The sequence below is a fragment of the Pontibacter aydingkolensis genome (assembly GCF_019443125.1).
In the GTDB taxonomy this organism is placed as follows: Bacteria; Bacteroidota; Bacteroidia; order Cytophagales; family Hymenobacteraceae; genus Pontibacter; species Pontibacter aydingkolensis.
Map to the genome: position 1 here is coordinate 452778 of NZ_JAHYXK010000002.1, position 17022 is coordinate 469799.

Annotated in this window: 9 protein-coding genes; 2 read left to right on the plus strand and 7 right to left on the minus strand. The window is 44.5% G+C overall.

Features of this window, described 5'->3' with window-relative positions; all coding sequences use genetic code 11:
• Positions 1-511: 511 nt before the first annotated feature.
• Entirely contained in the window at positions 512-1894 is a 1383-nt protein-coding gene (locus tag K0O23_RS04355; RefSeq protein WP_219876167.1) for a tetratricopeptide repeat protein, read from the plus strand.
• 58 nt (positions 1895-1952) lie between these two features.
• On the opposite strand, the gene K0O23_RS04360 is transcribed toward K0O23_RS04355, so the two are convergent.
• From K0O23_RS04360 to K0O23_RS04385, 6 genes are all read right to left on the minus strand, one after another.
• Complete coding sequence (locus K0O23_RS04360; protein ID WP_219876168.1) at positions 1953-3797, minus strand: ABC transporter ATP-binding protein; 1845 nt, start codon at positions 3795-3797, stop codon at positions 1953-1955.
• Positions 3798-4194: 397 nt separating this feature from the next.
• On the minus strand, positions 4195-4821 hold the full coding sequence (locus tag K0O23_RS04365) for a lipoprotein signal peptidase (RefSeq protein ID WP_219876169.1): 627 nt from the start codon (positions 4819-4821) through the stop codon (positions 4195-4197).
• Positions 4822-4948: 127 nt separating this feature from the next.
• Positions 4949-8302: an isoleucine--tRNA ligase gene (ileS, locus tag K0O23_RS04370; RefSeq protein WP_219876170.1), complete on the minus strand. Its 3354-nt coding sequence runs from the start codon at positions 8300-8302 to the stop codon at positions 4949-4951.
• A gap of 3 nt (positions 8303-8305) precedes the next feature.
• Positions 8306-10738 carry an efflux RND transporter permease subunit gene (locus tag K0O23_RS04375; RefSeq protein ID WP_246596908.1) on the minus strand — a complete coding sequence of 811 codons (2433 nt, stop codon included), beginning with the start codon at positions 10736-10738 and terminating at the stop codon, positions 8306-8308.
• A 765-nt stretch (positions 10739-11503) separates the two neighbouring features.
• Positions 11504-13189: a mechanosensitive ion channel family protein gene (locus K0O23_RS04380; RefSeq protein WP_219876172.1), complete on the minus strand. Its 1686-nt coding sequence runs from the start codon at positions 13187-13189 to the stop codon at positions 11504-11506.
• Positions 13190-13441: 252 nt separating this feature from the next.
• On the minus strand, positions 13442-14944 hold the full coding sequence (locus K0O23_RS04385; RefSeq protein ID WP_219876173.1) for a glycine--tRNA ligase: 1503 nt from the start codon (positions 14942-14944) through the stop codon (positions 13442-13444).
• 233 nt (positions 14945-15177) lie between these two features.
• Here K0O23_RS04385 and K0O23_RS04390 point away from each other — a divergent pair, with 233 nt between their 5' ends.
• Positions 15178-16314: a hypothetical protein gene (locus K0O23_RS04390; RefSeq protein ID WP_219876174.1), complete on the plus strand. Its 1137-nt coding sequence runs from the start codon at positions 15178-15180 to the stop codon at positions 16312-16314.
• A gap of 224 nt (positions 16315-16538) precedes the next feature.
• Here K0O23_RS04390 and K0O23_RS04395 read toward each other — a convergent pair whose 3' ends face one another.
• Complete coding sequence (locus tag K0O23_RS04395; protein ID WP_219876175.1) at positions 16539-16997, minus strand: hypothetical protein; 459 nt, start codon at positions 16995-16997, stop codon at positions 16539-16541.
• Positions 16998-17022: the final 25 nt, after the last annotated feature.

Sequence of the window (17022 nt, forward strand, 5' to 3'; positions counted from 1 at the left end):
TTCCATTTACAATCTTTAACCTTAATAGTTTAAAACTACTATACGCCACAAAGGGCGCTTTGGATAAAGGATATAGTTATTTGATGTCAATTTATATAGAATTTTCTATATATGAAGGGTTGTTGATGGGATTATAGGGATAGATGTACTTTCGGTGCCGCTACTTTATACTTTTTGGGTTCCTCTCCAACTACTGTTTTTCGTTAGCATTACTTACCTGTAGTTTCATCTCTTGCTATGGTGGCATCAAGGTGAAAGCAAATGCCTTTTTTAAGAGGGTGAGGTAACTTGTAGGGACATGTCGCGACCTTTCCGAGGAATGCCTGAGGCTACAAAACTTATACTTTGGCAAACCAACCGCCAGAAAATCTTATACTTAAAAGAGTCTAAAAAATTAGCTTTCTTGCTTATACTGAGCATCTTAAATAATTTTAATACATTGCTTATCAAAGCGCCAAATAAAGCCGTAATTATCTGATATACATTCCATCTAATGCCACCTGATTCCTGTATGTCTAAGAAAAAGAAAAAAGCTGCTGTTATCAAGGCTCCAATAAGCGACAAAAACTATTTGATAAGTGATCGTGCCAGAAAACTTCCCGTTTATAAATGCCTGATTAATGTAGGCTGGGAAGAAGACGGAATAGCAGATGTTTATATAATCAGGCAACACGCAAATGGGCATGTAACCATAGGTATATACCTGGTTGACCTTTTCTGTGCCGGACTAAAAGACACTTTTTATATTTTTAACATCCCAGAGTATGATTTTGAGCTACGTATGGCCGGCGCACCCATTGAGCTGGAAGAATGTACCTATGAACTAGCCCACAACATTATATACGGCGCTATTGCCTATGCCCAGGAGCATGGTATCGAACCACATCCGGAATTCAGGATTACACAGCATTTACTTGAAGAAGACACCGAGGAAATTCCACTGATAGAACTGGAGTTCGGCAGAAACGGAAAACCTTTTTTAATGATGAGGCCTGATGATCCCAGAGGCTCCTATTATATCAGGCAGTTAGAAAAGTATGCCGGCCCCGGAAATTACGATGTGGTACAAGGCCTGCGTGAGCTCGATGATAAAGAGGAAGATCTCCTTCACCCTGAGGATTGGGAAAAAGAGGACTGGGAAGAGTTTATTGACAAGACAGAGCCTGAGAAACTGAGCAAATATCTGGAAGTAGCGGATTTTATGTATAATAAAGTAGCTGCGAAACCTACTGAGGCTGTTAAAATGCTTACAAAAGATAAGCAGCACCATAGTATGAACATCACCTACGAACCTCTTAAAAACCTGTCTTACAATAAAACACCCGAAGAAATAGAGGAAACCACTTCATTCGTAATCAAATTTCAGGGCAAAAAGCTGGGTGAGAAACAGTTTAAGGAGCAGGAAGGCAGGTTAAAAAAAAGCATAGAGCGTTGGCCGGAGAATCCTGTCTTTTACAACCATCTGGTTTCGATATATGAGGCGCAGGGTGACTTAGATAAGGCTGACGAAGTAATAGAAAGTCAATACCGTAAATTTCCGGATTATCTGTTTGCCAAAATAAAGTATGCTGAGTTGCTGATGGACCGGGGCCAGCTTGATGATATACCATCAATATTTAACAACAGTTATGACCTTGCCTCTATCTATCCAAGCCGGGACACCTTTCACATATCGGAATTGGTAAACTTTAACACCATGATGTGCGAGTACTTTCTGGAGAAGAACGACCTATATACTGCCACTATTTACCGCGACGTACTTATGCAGCTAGATATACCGGAAAATGTACGCTTTGATATGGTTCCGTTATTTGCCCTGGAATTAGCCATTGGCGAAGAAATGAAGGAGGTCCTGAAAGAGGCCAGACAAAGCGAAAAAAAAAACAGGAACTGATTGCGCAATTGGTCAATTGATTGCAGTAACGGAGACGTAAAATATTGCGTCTCTATATTTAATGTAAATTCTGGCCCAATATCCCAGCACGCATGCCTTCCCGCTTCTCCTGCGCCTTTATAATATCCTCCAGCTCTCCTTTCGGGATAGCACTGATCAGCGCGCGGGTGTACTCCTGTTTTGGGTTGCGGTATATTTGCTCAGGAGTGCCGCTTTCTACTATCTGGCCATTGTTCATTACCATAATCCTGTCCGACAAATACTTGGCTACCGAAAGATCGTGGGTGATAAAGATGTAGGTGATCTGGAATTCGTGTTTGAGCTTGTTGAGCAAATTAAGCACCTGCGCCTGCACCGACACATCCAGCGCCGACACCGATTCGTCGCAGATGATGCACTTTGGCTGCAAGGCTAAGGTACGGGCAATGCAAATGCGTTGCTGCTGCCCACCAGAGAACTCATGTGGATAACGCTGAAAGTGCTCCGGCAGAAGTCCTACTTTTTCAAGCAGTTCCATGGATTTAGCTTTGCGTTCCTTATCATTATTGTAGAGTTTGTGCACACGCATTGGCTCCATAATGGCATCGCCTATTGTATGCATCGGGTTAAGCGAGGCATAAGGGTCCTGGAAGATCATCTGAAAATCGCGACGGCTTTTGCGGAGTTCTTCAGAAGTGAGATCGGCAATATCGAGGCCGTTGAAGCTTATACTTCCTTCTGTTGGTTCTACCAGCCTGAGCAGCGCGCGGCCCAACGTTGTTTTTCCACAGCCGGACTCTCCTACCAGGCCGATAGTTTCGCCGGGCATAACTGTAAAACTAACGCCATCTACAGCTTTTACATAATCGGTAGTGTGACCAAAGAATCCCTTTTTGATCGGGAAATATACTTTCAGGTTCTCCACCTGCAGCAAAGGTGGCTTTTGTTTATTTTCCTGTTGATGTTTGATATCGGTACTGGTGTCTAAATACTCGTTTATCACATCTGCCAGAGAGGGAGTGTATACTTCTTTTTTCCTTTCGATAATATTGCCATCCGCATCTTCCAGCATGAAGTCTGTTACCGTTGGAAGTATGGATCGTGGCTTGGCAGAAAGCTTTGGACGACAAGCCAACAGGCCTTTGGTATAGGGATGCTGCGGATTTGTGAAGATATCCATCACCTTGCCCTGCTCTACCAACTGGCCCTTATACATGACCAGTATTCTGTCGGCAATTTCAGCTACTACGCTTAAATCGTGAGTAATGAACAGTACAGCGGTATTCTCCTTTACACGCAGTTCATCAATCAGCTGCAACATTCGTGCCTGCACCGTCACATCAAGGGCGGTGGTTGGCTCGTCGGCGATAAGTATACTTGGTTCGCAGGCCATGGCCATGGCAATCATTACGCGCTGCTTCTGCCCTCCCGATATTTCATGTGGATAAGCATCGAAAATTTTCTCAGGGCGCGGGAGTTTTGCCTTCTCAAAAAGCTGAATGGTGCGTTCTTTGGCCTCTTTTTTCGAAATATCAGTATGCAACAATAGAGCTTCTGCTACTTGTTTTCCACAAGTATAAACCGGGTTCAGTGACGACATCGGCTCCTGAAAAATCATACTTATCTTGTTGCCGCGTATTTGCTGCATCTGCTTTTCCTGCAAAGAGAGCAGGTCTACCTCTCCGAACTTCTCCGATTGGAAAATAGCCTTCCCTCCTACTATTCTGCCCGGCGGTGTGTTAATAAGCCTCATCACTGATAAAGCCGTTACCGACTTACCTGAACCAGACTCTCCTACTATAGCCACCGTTTCGCCGGGGTATACTTCAAACGATATCTTATCTACAGCTTTGGTAGTGCTGCGGTTCGTGGAGAAAGTGGTTTCTAACCCTATGACTTTAAGTATGGGAGTTGGTATAAGCAAGGGAGAATTGGGTTTTGGCTATTGGTAAAAGTAAGAGTTTTATTGGGATGTAGTGAATGAAGTTGGGAAAAATATACCTGATAAAAAGCTTTTGATCGTGTACATTTCAAAAATTGTAAGTAACAGTTAAGTCTTCCTTTGAAGTGTCAGAGTCATTCCATTCTATTTATTTCTGCCGCAAGTTTTCAACTTGTGGCTTACTATAGTGTCGAGTTTGTAACTCGACTGGGCCAGAGGCCCAAGCTATAGCCAGTCACGAGCGAAGACGCTCACGCCATAATAATTATATAATAAAACAGCTTTACTCCTTCAAAGGGGGACTTTTCATCTAAAACTACAAAACAAAACGGGGCTGCTCCACATGGAACAGCCCCGTTTTTATACTTTATACTTTTGATTACAGTCCTTGCTCTTGTTCAATAGTAGTGGTTTTATGCTCAGGCTCTTCGTGTTCTCCGAAGAAGCGCTTCTGGTTAAACAGAATCAGTAGCACACCGATAAAAATAGCAGAGTCGGCTACGTTGAAGATGGGCCACAGCGACATGGGTTTACCTCCGAAGAACGGAATCCAGTTCGGCACTATACCCTCCCAGATATCAATGTAGAACATATCGATTACCTGTCCATGGAACCATGGCGTTGAAGAGCCATAAGGAGCATTATCAAACCACACGCCGTAAAACGTACTGTCGATAAGGTTACCGATGGCGCCGCCAAGTATAAGTGAGATACACCAGATAAGGCCTTTCGGAGCTATATGCTTTACCAAGTAGTATAGGTAGTACCCTATACCAAGCATGGCAACCATACGGAACAGTGTAAGTATAAGCTTACCATACTCAGAGCCCAACTCCACACCGAAAGCCATACCAGGGTTTAGGGTGTAGTGTAGTTTCAGCCAATCGCCGATCAGGTGTATTTCGCCTGGCAGGCCCATTTCCATGTTATAATGCACGATTAGCTTCACAACCTGATCAATGATGATCACGGCAAGCGCCGCCATGTAATATTTCCAGTATTTCATATTTGTTCTTTTGCCAGCTTCTGATCAAATCAAGTAGCACGACTTTATACTTCGCTTTAAGCTGCTGCAATATACTTAAAAGTATAAAAGCATCGGGTTAGCTAATAAACTTACCCGATGCTTTTACTTAAATGGCCGCTTTACCGTTTGTCTGGATGTTTATCAGAACGGTGTAATCATCAATATCCAACGTAGTAGGGCTGGTTAGCTCTTCTACAATATCCAGCGTCAGGGCCTGTGTTTCGGCACAGATGTAGGCGCTGTAGTTCATTACCGCCTGATTCACCTCCTCAGCAGCACGTTGCATGTAGATATGGATCTTATCCTGCACCTCCAGGTTGCTGTCTTTACGCAGGTTTTGAATTCTGTTAACCAGGTCACGGGCAATACCTTCCTGCTTCAGTTCTTCGGTGATAGTAATGTCCAGGGCAACTGTAAGTTTACCTTCGCTGGCTACCAACCAACCCGGTATGTCCTCAGAAGATATCTCTACATCATCCGGCGTAAGTACAGCTGTTTCGTCGTCGGCAAGCATAATCTCAAAACCGCCTTCACGTTCCAGGTGCGCGATATCATTCTGATCCATTTGCTGCACGGCGGCGGCTACCAGTTTCATCTTAGGTCCGAAAACCTGGCCCAGTTTCTTAAAGTTAGGCTTGATCTTCTTCACCAGGATGCCCGAAGTGTCGTCAATGTACTCGATCGTCTTCACGTTCACCTCGCTCATGATCAGGTCGGCAACGGCTTCTATCTGGTGCTTCATCCTGTCGTTCAGCACTGGTATAAGGATACGCTGCAACGGCTGACGCACTTTGATCATGTGCTTTTTGCGCAGCGAGTGTACCAGCGACGATACCGTTTGCGCCAGTTCCATACGCTCTTCCAAATCCTTGTCGATATAGGTATTCTCTACCTCAGGATAGTACGCCAGATGTACAGAATCCTCTTTATGCTTGTTGCTTACGCCGTTCAGGTCGCGGTACAACTGCTCCATGTAGAATGGTGCAATCGGGGCTGCGATTTTGGCGATAGTCTCAAGGCAAGTATAAAGTGTCTGGTAAGCTGCGATCTTATCGGTGTTGTACTCGCCTTTCCAGAAACGCTTTCGGTTCAGACGCACATACCAGTTACTCAGGTCATCTACCACAAAATCCTGTATAGCACGTGCTGCACGGGTTGGGTCGTAGTCTTCGTAATTTGCATCAACAATGCTTACCAGCGTGTTCAGCTTAGAGATGATCCAGCGATCCGACTCGGTGCGCTGTGCCATCGGTACATCAGCCTCAGCGTATGTGAACTTATCCAAGTTAGCATACAGCGCGAAGAACGAGTACGTGTTCTGTAACGTGCCGAAGAAGCGGCGCTGCGTCTCTACTACACCTTCCGGGTTAAACTTCAGGTTGTCCCAAGGTGGCGCATTGGCAATCATGTACCAGCGCACGGCATCCGGACCATAGGCACCGATCATCTCGAACGGATCGATAGCGTTCCCAAGGCGCTTGCTCATCTTATTGCCATCCTTATCCAGCACCAGGCCATTGGCAATCACATTTTTGTAAGCCACGCTATCCTCCAGCATTACAGCCAGGGCGTGCAGCGTAAAGAACCAACCACGCGTCTGGTCTACACCTTCAGCAATAAAGTCGGCCGGGAAGTTCTGCTCAAAGATTTCCTTGTTCTCGAGTGGGTAGTGCCACTGTGCATAAGGCATGGCGCCAGAGTCGAACCAAACATCAATAAGGTCTGTCTCTCTGTACATTGGCTTACCCGACTTGCTAACCAGCACGATGTTGTCCACATAAGGGCGGTGCAGGTCCGGCACTTCAATGAAGTGCTCCATCACACCGGCTTTCACTGCTTTTTCGATTTCTGAAGTCAATTCTACTACAGAACCGATGCAGATCTCTTCCTCGCCATCTTCTGTTCTCCAGATAGGCAGTGGTGTACCCCAGTAACGCGAACGCGACAGGTTCCAGTCTACCAGATTCTCCAGCCAGTTACCAAAACGGCCTGTGCCTGTAGATTCCGGTTTCCAGTTAATGGTTTTGTTCAGTTCGATCAATCTGTCCTTAACTGCAGTGGTTTTGATAAACCAGCTATCCAGCGGATAGTATAAAACTGGCATATCGGTTCTCCAGCAATGTGGATAGGTGTGCTCGTATTTCTCTACTTTAAATGCTTTGCCTTCTTCTTTCAGCTTTATGGCAATTTTTACGTCCGTTGGTCTATACTCCGGAGATGACTCATCTTCCTTGGCATAGTTCTTCACGTACATGCCGGCAAAGTCAGTGATCTCATCAACAAAGCGGCCTTGTCTATCCACGATCGGAACCTGCTTGCCAGTCTCATCAGTGATAAGAAGCGCCGGAATGTCGTTCTGTGCAGCTACCCTAAAGTCGTCTGCACCGAAGGTTGGCGAAATATGCACGATACCGGTACCGTCTTCAGTGGTTACATAATCACCAATGATCACACGGAAAGCAGGCTTGTCTGGCGTTACGTATGGCATCAGTTGGTGATATTCCACACCTGCCAGGTCGCTGCCGTCAAACTGCTCTACTATTTTGTATGGGATCAGCTTATCACCAGAATTATACTCTACCAACGGAATATCAGCTGCTTTCGGGTTGAAGTAGCGGCTTACCAGATCTTTTGCAAGTATAACCGAGATCGGCTCGTACGTGTATTGATTGTAGGTCTGTACTTTTACATACTTGATGTTTTTGCCTACTGCCAGCGCAGTGTTGCCCGGTAGTGTCCAAGGCGTAGTTGTCCAGGCAAGTATAGACACATTCTCATCTTCACGCTCGAACAGGAACATGTTGCGGGTGATGCGCTTCACGGCAAACTGCGCTACAATGGTGGTGTCCTTTACCATTTTGTAGCAACCCGGCTGGTTGAGCTCATGCGAACTTAAGCCTGTGCCTGCCGCCGGAGAGTATGGCTGTATAGTATAGCCTTTGTACAGGTAGCCTTTGTCGTACAGGCGCTTCAGCAGGGCCCAGCAAGATTCGATGTACTCTCTCTCAAAAGTAATGTACGGGTTGTTCAGGTCTACCCAATAACCCATCTTCTCAGTCAGGTCGTCCCATTGGCCTTTGAAACGCATTACTGTTTCGCGGCAGCGCTGGTTGTACTCCTCTACTGTGATCTTCTTGCCGATATCCTCTTTAGTAATGCCAAGTTCTTTCTCTACCTGAAGTTCTACCGGTAAGCCGTGGGTATCCCAACCACCTTTACGGTTCACGTGGAACCCTTTCAGGGTTTTGTAGCGGCAGAATATATCTTTCACGGCACGTGCCATTACGTGATGTATACCCGGCGTACCGTTCGCTGACGGCGGACCTTCATAAAATACGAACGGCTTGTTGCCCTCACGGGTAGCTACCGATCTTTCAAAGATGTTGTTCTTCTTCCAGAACTCCAGTACATCCTCGCCTACTTTGGCGTAATTCAGATTTTTATACTCGTTGTACTTCACCGTTTACAGGTTTTTATCTTCTTCCAGAATTTCTTCTTCAAATTTTATTTTAAGCTGATTCAGGTCCAACTCTTCGTCGTCGTGCTCCAGGTAATACTCGTCGTAGTGCTCTATCAGGGCATATGGGTCTCGTTCATACTTACCGCTGTCAAAGCTCATCAGCAAAGTTGGCAATATAATCAGGTTTGTGAATAATGCAATCAGTAAACTTACCGACATCAGCACACCAAGCGCCTTTGTACCGCCAAACTCAGAGAAAGCGAATATCACAAAGCCAAAGAACAGAATGATAGAAGTATAGATCATACTTGTACCAGCCTCTGTTAAACTAGTAGTAATGGCCCTGCTGATGTTAAAGCCATTCGACAGCAACTCACTTCTATACTTTGCCAGAAAATGAATAGAGTCGTCGATGGCTATACCTAACGCAATGCTGAAGATGAGGGCTGTACTTGGCTTCAGTGGTATGTTGAAAAAGCCCATCAGTCCACCTGCAATTAGTAGTGGTATCATGTTCGGTATCAGCGAAATAACCACTACCCTTACCGACTTAAACAACAAGGCGATCACAATAGTTACCAACACAAAAGCAAGTATAAGGCTACTACGCAGGTTGTTGATAAGGTACTCGTTGCCCTTGATGAAAAGCAGTGTAGTACCGGTAAGGCTAACGGTAGTTTGGGCACCGGAGTCGTCACGGGTAAAGGTCATGGTATTGCCTGCCTCTTCCACTGTTACGCCCTCTCCGCCATAGATCTCGTGCAACTCCGGTTTAATTTTATTGATGATCAAAGTATCTAGTACCCTTGACCCGGCATCAGCAACTTTAAGCGAGATGCGTGCCTGTTGACCGGTGCTGTCTACAAATGAACGGAGCAGTCGTTGGTTAGCCCCTTCGCCTTGCTTGGCCAGGTAGCTGAAAATAAAGTTACGCTCTGTATTGTCTGGTAAACGGTAAGAACCCGGATCGCCGCCGTAAAATGCCTGTGTAGCTGTTTTTACCAAACCTACAACGGAAATAGGTGCTGAAAGTATAGGTTGCGTACGCAGGAAGTTCTCCAGTTGGTTTAGCTTACCCAGGTTTGGCAGTCGCATCACACCCTGCTTTACGCCGGTGTCTACAATAATCTCCAGCGGCATTACCCCGTTAAAGTGGTTCTCGAAAAAGGCAAGATCGGCATTTACGCTGCTTTCTTCCGGCAAATCGTCTACCATATAGGAAACAGTCTTTACCTTATAAATACCCCACAACGAAAGTACTAAAGTTAAAATGGTAAAGAAGTATACCAAGTGCCGCTTCTCGTGTACAATGTAGTCGATGAATTCTAGTAGCTTATTTAGTGGCTTTGCGTTGAGGTGGCGCAGTTGCCTTGCTGTTGGCGGCGGTAAGTAAGAGAACACCACCGGTATCAGTACAATGCTGATGATGAACGTGACAAAGATGTTAATACCAGCCACCACGCCAAATTCGTAAAGTATGGCTACCTGCGTAAAAGTAAACACTACAAAACCAATGGCTGTGGTTGTGTTTGTTACCAGGTTTACCACTCCTATCTTGCTGATGACTCTTGAAAGCGCTAGTATCTTGTTACCATGCTTGCGGTAATCGTAATGGTAGCGCGTAAGCAGGTAAGTAGAGTTTGGTATACCTATCACCACCAATATGGCAGGTATAAGCCCCGTGAGTAGGGATATCTTGTAGCCGAGCAAGGACAGCGTTCCCAGCACCCACACCACCACAATGCTGATCATCAGCAGTGGGAACAGCACAGCGTATAAGGACCTGAAAAAGATAAACAGCGTAACGCCTGTTACTAACAAAGCCAGCAGCAGGAACATTTTCATCTCGGCTGCTACTTTGGTCGTCATCACAGCACGCACAAAAGGCAGACCAGCGTAGTGCAGTTTTATACCTGTACTTTTAGAAAAGGTCTCTGTATGCTCCGTTATGTTGTCCATTACCTCACCGCGACGGGCCGAGTTCAGAAACTCCGGCTCAACGGTAATGGCAATCAGTGTGGCTCCTGTTTTATCGTTGATGATCTGGCCGTCGTAGAATCCCTGGTTGCGCACTACTTTCAGGAGGCTATCTAGCTGTGGCTGTGTTCCCGGGAAGGCATCAAAGATCTGGGAAGTAGTGAATTTACGTTCTGCAGTATCTTTTACAACTTGTACCAGGTTTGGTAACGAGATTACAGCCTTCACTCCTTCTACCTGCGCCAGATGCTCCGATAAAGCCTTTAGCTCCTTAAAATTCTCGAGCTTATATACTTTATTGTCCTGCATGCCCACCACCAGAATGTTGCCATCCTCGCCGAAGGTTTGCTTAAAGCGCTGGAAGTACTGCATGTCCACGTCGTCCTGCGACACGACATTGGCAAAATCGTAAGACATTTCTGCATCTTTGGCTTTATAGGCCATAAATGCAGTAAGCATGGCTAAGACGATAAGCAGCCTTAACCTGTTTTTAATTATAAAAATGGCAATCTTATTCCACATGATCTGCTACAATTCGGCAAAGGTAGGCAATTTTGGTTTGCCATGTGGCTTAGAAAGTATAAACCTTGCCGGAAACTGCAGACTTTGAAGGGGCTACAAAGCAAAAGGAGCAGCACCTGAACATCGGAGCTGCTCCACTTCCAGTTGTTTATACTTTAGCTTTTACTCGTAGAAGATTTAGAATTGGATGACTTGTTTTTAGGAACACAGTTTGGTACTTCTTTGCCATCTTTCTTCTTTGTTCCTACAGCCTCATAGCCTTTCCAGCACGGATTATTATCTTTTAAACTGTTACTGCTATTTGATTTTGATGAATTAGCCATTTCTAATTTGCGTTGGTTTCACCTATACATACGAATGGCTGTTTATGCGCAGTTTTATCAATTTGCCAACCTTGCTTTTGTTTTAGTTAATCATCAAAACAATGACGTTACAGGCTGTTGAAAAGAATTCAATAATATTATTTCTGACCTTATCATAGCTATTTTACCTACAGCTTTCAACAGCTTTTGCTCGTTCAATTACGCATAAATTTTAATATTCCTGAGCACCTGTTTTTCCTACCAACCTCTGTGAATAACTGCTTTGCAAAACTTGTGTAATTTCCTTTTATCGAATATTTACCCATTTTATTCACATGTAACCCACCTGATAAGATACCCAAATATGAGCAAGTATAGGTTTAACTATATTTTACATAAGTTATACACTTTCGGACATAATAGCATCTTTTTGCACTTTCTGTCGGATCTGCTCGACTCTAAATGAAGGTGCTTGATAGTCTTGTGGCAGGTAGTGTGCAGGTATGGTTACTGTATTGCCATCGCGCTGTGCCCGATAGTGTGGCGATAGTATTTCAATACCAGCTTCATTAAACTTGTCCTGTATGTTCTGGTGGATATCGGAGTAGATCTGAGACATGTTACCTGCTTTAAAAGTATAGGCATTTAGCTGGTAAGCGACGTAAAAATCTTCCAGGCTGGTTTGCAGCACAAACGGGCTTGGCGTTTTTTCGATGTTAGAACAGGCCAGGGCAGCGTCTATTAAAGCCTGGTGTACTTTTGGCCATGGCACATCATACCCGATGGTAACTGTAGTATGCAGCACCAAACCTTTCTCGCTTTGCTCGCTGCAGGTTGTAAAGTTAGTAGTATGGTTATTAAGGATCATAGCGTTGGGAATGGTAATGTCTTCGTTCTTTGTGGTTCGCACCCTAGTAACGAGCAACGTTTTTTCCAGCACATCCCCTGTTATATCCCCTATTTTAATTCGGTCTCCTATCTTAAAAGAACGCATATAGGTAAGCACCAAACCTGCTACCATATTGGCAATGGCCGACGACGAACCCAGCGAGAAAAGTATACCCAGGAAAACCGATACGCCCTGGAAAACTGCTGAATCTGATCCAGGCAAGTATGGCCAGATCACCACGAACATAAAAGCATAAAGCAGAAAGCGTACGATGTTATAAGTTGGCTTAGCCCAGTCTTTGTAAAAGCCAGGAACCTCCAATTTACCCTCTTCCACTTCGTTTGCCAGGAAGCGCAGGAACTTTACTACATAATGCGTTACTACTACAATTACCAGTATGGTAAGCAGGTTGGGGATGTAGTTTACCAACCCGAACACGATCTGGCTAAGCGGACTGATGATATATGAAAGTAATGTTTCGGCGTAGCCCTGCGTCCAGGGGAAGATGCTGAACAGCACTGGCAAAAGGATGTAGAAAAGTATGAATACGGTAACTACCTTTATGAACTTTACAACTGCCAATAAAACTGCAGCTTCGCGCTCCGGCGTGAGCATTTCGTAGTTCTTTACCTTCAGGCCTTTTAATCGCTTGCCTTGCTGCTCTTCTACTTTTTGGAAGAGGTACTGAAACAACCGGTTCACATACTTCATCAAGAAGTAGAAGATAATGAGTACCAAGATAGCTAAACCTATTTCCAGAGCAATGGTACGCAAGCTGTTCTGCTTTGCAGATTCGGAAACTGAAGTCCTTATTTTAGCGGCATACAGTTCTGCCAGTTCTTCGCGGGGCCTTTCGGCAAATGTCGCATCGGCTTCTGTTACGCTTATAATTACCCTGTCCAGGTATGTAATATCAGTGGTAAGCACATGGTCCACTACATTTACAGAGTCTTCAGAAAAGAGGTGTTCACCGGCCAGTTCTTTTACTCTTCTGCTTATGGCTGCAGCGCGTTCTTCTTTACTGAACGAGCCAACCGGATTATAAACATATAATAAAGTATCGCGGTCAAGTATAACTGGTGCTCCTTGTATGGATGGTATTGGCTGCTCCTGGGCAGTTACAGTATTTTCTTGTGCAAAGCCCTGGCTGAATACCAGCAAGGCAAAAAGGCACAATAAGAGTTTGGTAATTCGCATTCCCGGAAATGTTGTTGAATCCTTTAAACTACAAAAAATTTCCGATTATGCATTTTGCTTATATCCTTGGCTTTACTTTTTACATGTGGATAATCTGCAATAAATCGCCTTCTCCATTGCTTATGAAAGTATTCAGGCAATATTATAAGACTCACCTTTGAGGAAAATTTAAAGCGAAGGTTTGTATCATTTAAACAAAAAAAGGCAGCATGGTTCCCCATACTGCCTCTCTTATACTTTATACTTTTATACTTAAGCCAGCTTCTCGAAGATGCTCTTAAAGCTAACAGCTTTGTTTATGTAATTGTGCAATTCGCTGATTGGCATACGCACCTGCTCACGGCTGTCGCGGTCACGAACGGTAACGGTATTATCCTCCAGCGTCTGGTGGTCTACGGCGATACAGAACGGTGTACCGATCAGGTCCTGGCGGGTGTAGCGTTTACCGATGCTGTCGCGCTCTTCATAAATCATGTTGAAATCATACTTCAACGAGTCGAAGATCTCAGTTGCTTTCTCTGGCAGGCCGTCTTTTTTGGTAAGCGGAAGTATAGCTGCCTTTACCGGAGCCAAAGCCGGGTGGAACTTCAGGAACGTTCGCGATTTAGTGCTGTCACCTTCCACGATCTCCTCTTCTGTGTAGGCATTGCAAAGCGTCATCAGGAACAGGCGGTCTGCTCCGGCTGATGTTTCGATCACGTAAGGAATGTAATTACCGTATGGTTTGCCTTCTTCGTTCAGGTCGTTGTCGAAGTACTGCATTTTCTTGCGGCTCAACTCTTGGTGCTGGGTCAGGTCAAAATCGGTACGGGAGTGAATGCCTTCTACTTCTTTAAAACCAAACGGGAAACGGTACTCGATATCTACAGCAGCGTTGGCATAGTGGGCCAGCTTTTCGTGGTCGTGGTAACGCAGGCTTTCTGCCGGAATACCAATGGCTAAATGCCATGCCTTACGTGCTTCCTTCCATTTTTCGTACCACTCCATCTCCGTGCCAGGGCGAACAAAGAATTGCATCTCCATTTGCTCAAACTCACGCATTCTAAAGATGAACTGGCGCGCCACAATCTCGTTACGGAAAGCTTTACCGATCTGAGCAATACCGAATGGCACTTTCATGCGGCCTGTCTTCTGCACGTTCAGGAAGTTCACGAAAATACCCTGCGCTGTTTCAGGGCGCAGGTAAATTGTCTGAGATTCTTCGGCTACAGAACCAACCTGCGTAGAGAACATCAAGTTAAACTGGCGTACATCTGTCCAGTTAGCTGTACCAGAGATCGGGCATTTGATGCCTTCGCTGATGATCAATTCACGAACGCCATCCAGGTTTTCGTCTTCCAGCAACTTACCCATTTCAGCTAGTAAGGCACCGGCTTCTTCTACCCTTCCCTCTGCCTCGTACTGGGCGGCTTTATCTTCTATCAGCACATCGGCACGGTAGCGTTTCTTCGAGTCTTTGTTATCGATCATCGGATCGTTAAAGCTGTCTACGTGTCCGGATGCTTTCCAAACCAGCGGGTGCATAAAGATGGCAGCGTCCAAACCAACTACGTTCTGGTTCAGCTGCGTCATGCATTTCCACCACAGGTTTTTGATGTTGTTCTTCAGTTCTACACCCATCTGGCCATAATCGTAAACAGCCTGCAGGCCATCGTAGATATCGCTGGAAGAGAATACAAAACCATACTCCTTTGCGTGGGAGATAATATCTTTTAACTGTGCGTTTTCCACAGTAGCTTTTTCTTGTGTCGCCATGCTGCAAAGATAGCTTATTAGAGTTTTATAATGCCATTATGTGTTTACAGATTTTAAGCAGAGGCATTTATACTTTCTAATTTATACTTCAGTTACCTTATTTCCTTTATTTGGAGCACATACAGATCTAAAATCAGCTGTGTTAACAATTTCTTAATATAAGGTTTGGGCGCGTTCGAAAGTTTTTGAGGTAACTTGCACAGTTTTTGATTTCTCATCCAACTTTTACTTAAATGCCTAAGACAAAAAAAGGTAAAAAGCCAGTTGTACCTATTCAGCCTTATAAGTTCAGAAAGCGCTACAGCACTGTAGACATCATCTTCCAGAAAGAGAAGAAATTCTTATACTTCATTGCATTTGCGCTTATACTTGCCGGCCTTGTATATCCTTATGCTTCAATAGCCATGTGGGTGGGTTTTGCTTTTGCCGGTTACTCTGCTATCGCCAACGATAGTATTCAGACCATCGGTACCTTTATCGTGTCTAACGAAGATAAAAAATGGTACTGGCAGTGGCTTTTTATGGGTGCTATTTTCCTGGGTACTGTATTTTACAGTTGGTATGTATTCAACGGCGACGTAACGTATCAGCGCCTTTCTTCCAAAGGTTTCGACCAGAACGTAGACAGCTTTGTGTACCTGCAGTTGGCTGCTCCTATCGTGCTGTTGCTTTTAACTCGCTTTAAAATTCCGGTTTCTACTACGTTCATGCTCCTTAGTGTGTTTACGGTAAGCTCTGGGGCGATTATAAGCATGGTTAGCAAAAGTTTAATGGGCTATGTAGCTGCTTTTGTGTCTGCTTTCATCATCTATGTTATTCTTAGTAAGGTAATAAAGAAATTCATCAAAGGGCAGGCACATGGCTCCTGGATAGTAGCACAGTGGGTAATTAGTGGCTTTTTGTGGCATACCTGGCTTGCACAGGACCTGGCCAACGTAGCAGTTTACCTGCCTCGCCAGCTTGGTGTTTGGGAATTTGCCGCTTTTGCTGGCTTTATTTTCCTTGGGCTTGGTTATATGTTTTACCAACGCGGCGAAAAGATCCAGCATATCATCAATGAGAAATCTGAAGTACGCGACGTAAGAAGTGCCACTATTATTGATTTAGTGTATGCCGTTATTCTTTATTACTTCAAAGAAATAAACAATATCCCTATGAGTACTACCTGGGTGTTTATTGGTTTGCTGGCTGGCCGTGAGTTGGGCATGCGTTTGCGCGCACATGATAGCTCTGTTAAGTTCGGTAAAACTTTCGGACTTATCGGTAAAGACATTCTCTCTGTTACCATAGGTTTGATTATCTCTATTATACTTGCTGTAGCAATCAACCCGGTTATACAGCAGGAACTGATGGACTTCTTCTTTGAATAAGATCCTGTTTCCTGACATACAAAAAAGCCCGGCTTCGTCCGGGCTTTTTTGTTTACTGCTTGTTTATTAAAATGAACAATGCCAACTATATGCTGCTTTGAAGCTGTTTGATGGTTTGTTTTTCATAAGCTACACTTCTTTTTTTGATCAACCAAAGTATAAAAACATACAGCCCCGACTTCTTTAAAAGCCGGGGCTGTATGTTTATGTCTTAGCTATACTTGTTATTTTTCGGGCCACATTACTTCCAGGTTGTCATTTATAAATACCCCAAAGTTTACGGCAATCAGCTGGTCTTCGTCAAAGTATAAATCAATCATTTCCTTTTCGAAAGATAAGCGGGTTTCGCCTGTCTCAGCTTCTTCCTCCTCCGGATTGGAAATGTTGTTGTCTGCAAATAAACGGACGATCTGGTCTTTGCTCATTTCGAAAATGCGCTCTCCCCAAAGCTGTACTTCGCGGTTAGCTGTTTCGATGCAGCTTAGCTTGTAATCATCTTCTTTATCGAAGTATAGCGAGTAACCGTCTTCCCAGTAGTTCCAGGCTTCGTGCTCAAACTCATCCTCCTCATCGGATTCTTCTACTTCCTCCGGCTCGCCTATCAACTCCTCTACTTCTTCCATTGTCAGGCCGAACTTGATCTTACCAAGTCCTTTTCCTAACCTGATGTCTTTGTTGATCATTTTTAACTGAAATTATTTTTAGCAA

Coding starts and splice junctions, on each gene's coding strand:
- K0O23_RS04355 (WP_219876167.1), top strand. CDS start 512: ATGTCTAAGAAAAAGAAAAAAGCTGCTGTTATCAAGGCTCCAATAAGC.
- K0O23_RS04365 (WP_219876169.1), bottom strand. CDS start 4,821: ATGAAATACTGGAAATATTACATGGCGGCGCTTGCCGTGATCATCATT.
- K0O23_RS04375 (WP_246596908.1), bottom strand. CDS start 10,738: ATGCTTACTGCATTTATGGCCTATAAAGCCAAAGATGCAGAAATGTCT.
- K0O23_RS04380 (WP_219876172.1), bottom strand. CDS start 13,189: ATGCGAATTACCAAACTCTTATTGTGCCTTTTTGCCTTGCTGGTATTC.
- K0O23_RS04385 (WP_219876173.1), bottom strand. CDS start 14,944: ATGGCGACACAAGAAAAAGCTACTGTGGAAAACGCACAGTTAAAAGAT.
- K0O23_RS04390 (WP_219876174.1), top strand. CDS start 15,178: ATGCCTAAGACAAAAAAAGGTAAAAAGCCAGTTGTACCTATTCAGCCT.
- K0O23_RS04395 (WP_219876175.1), bottom strand. CDS start 16,997: ATGATCAACAAAGACATCAGGTTAGGAAAAGGACTTGGTAAGATCAAG.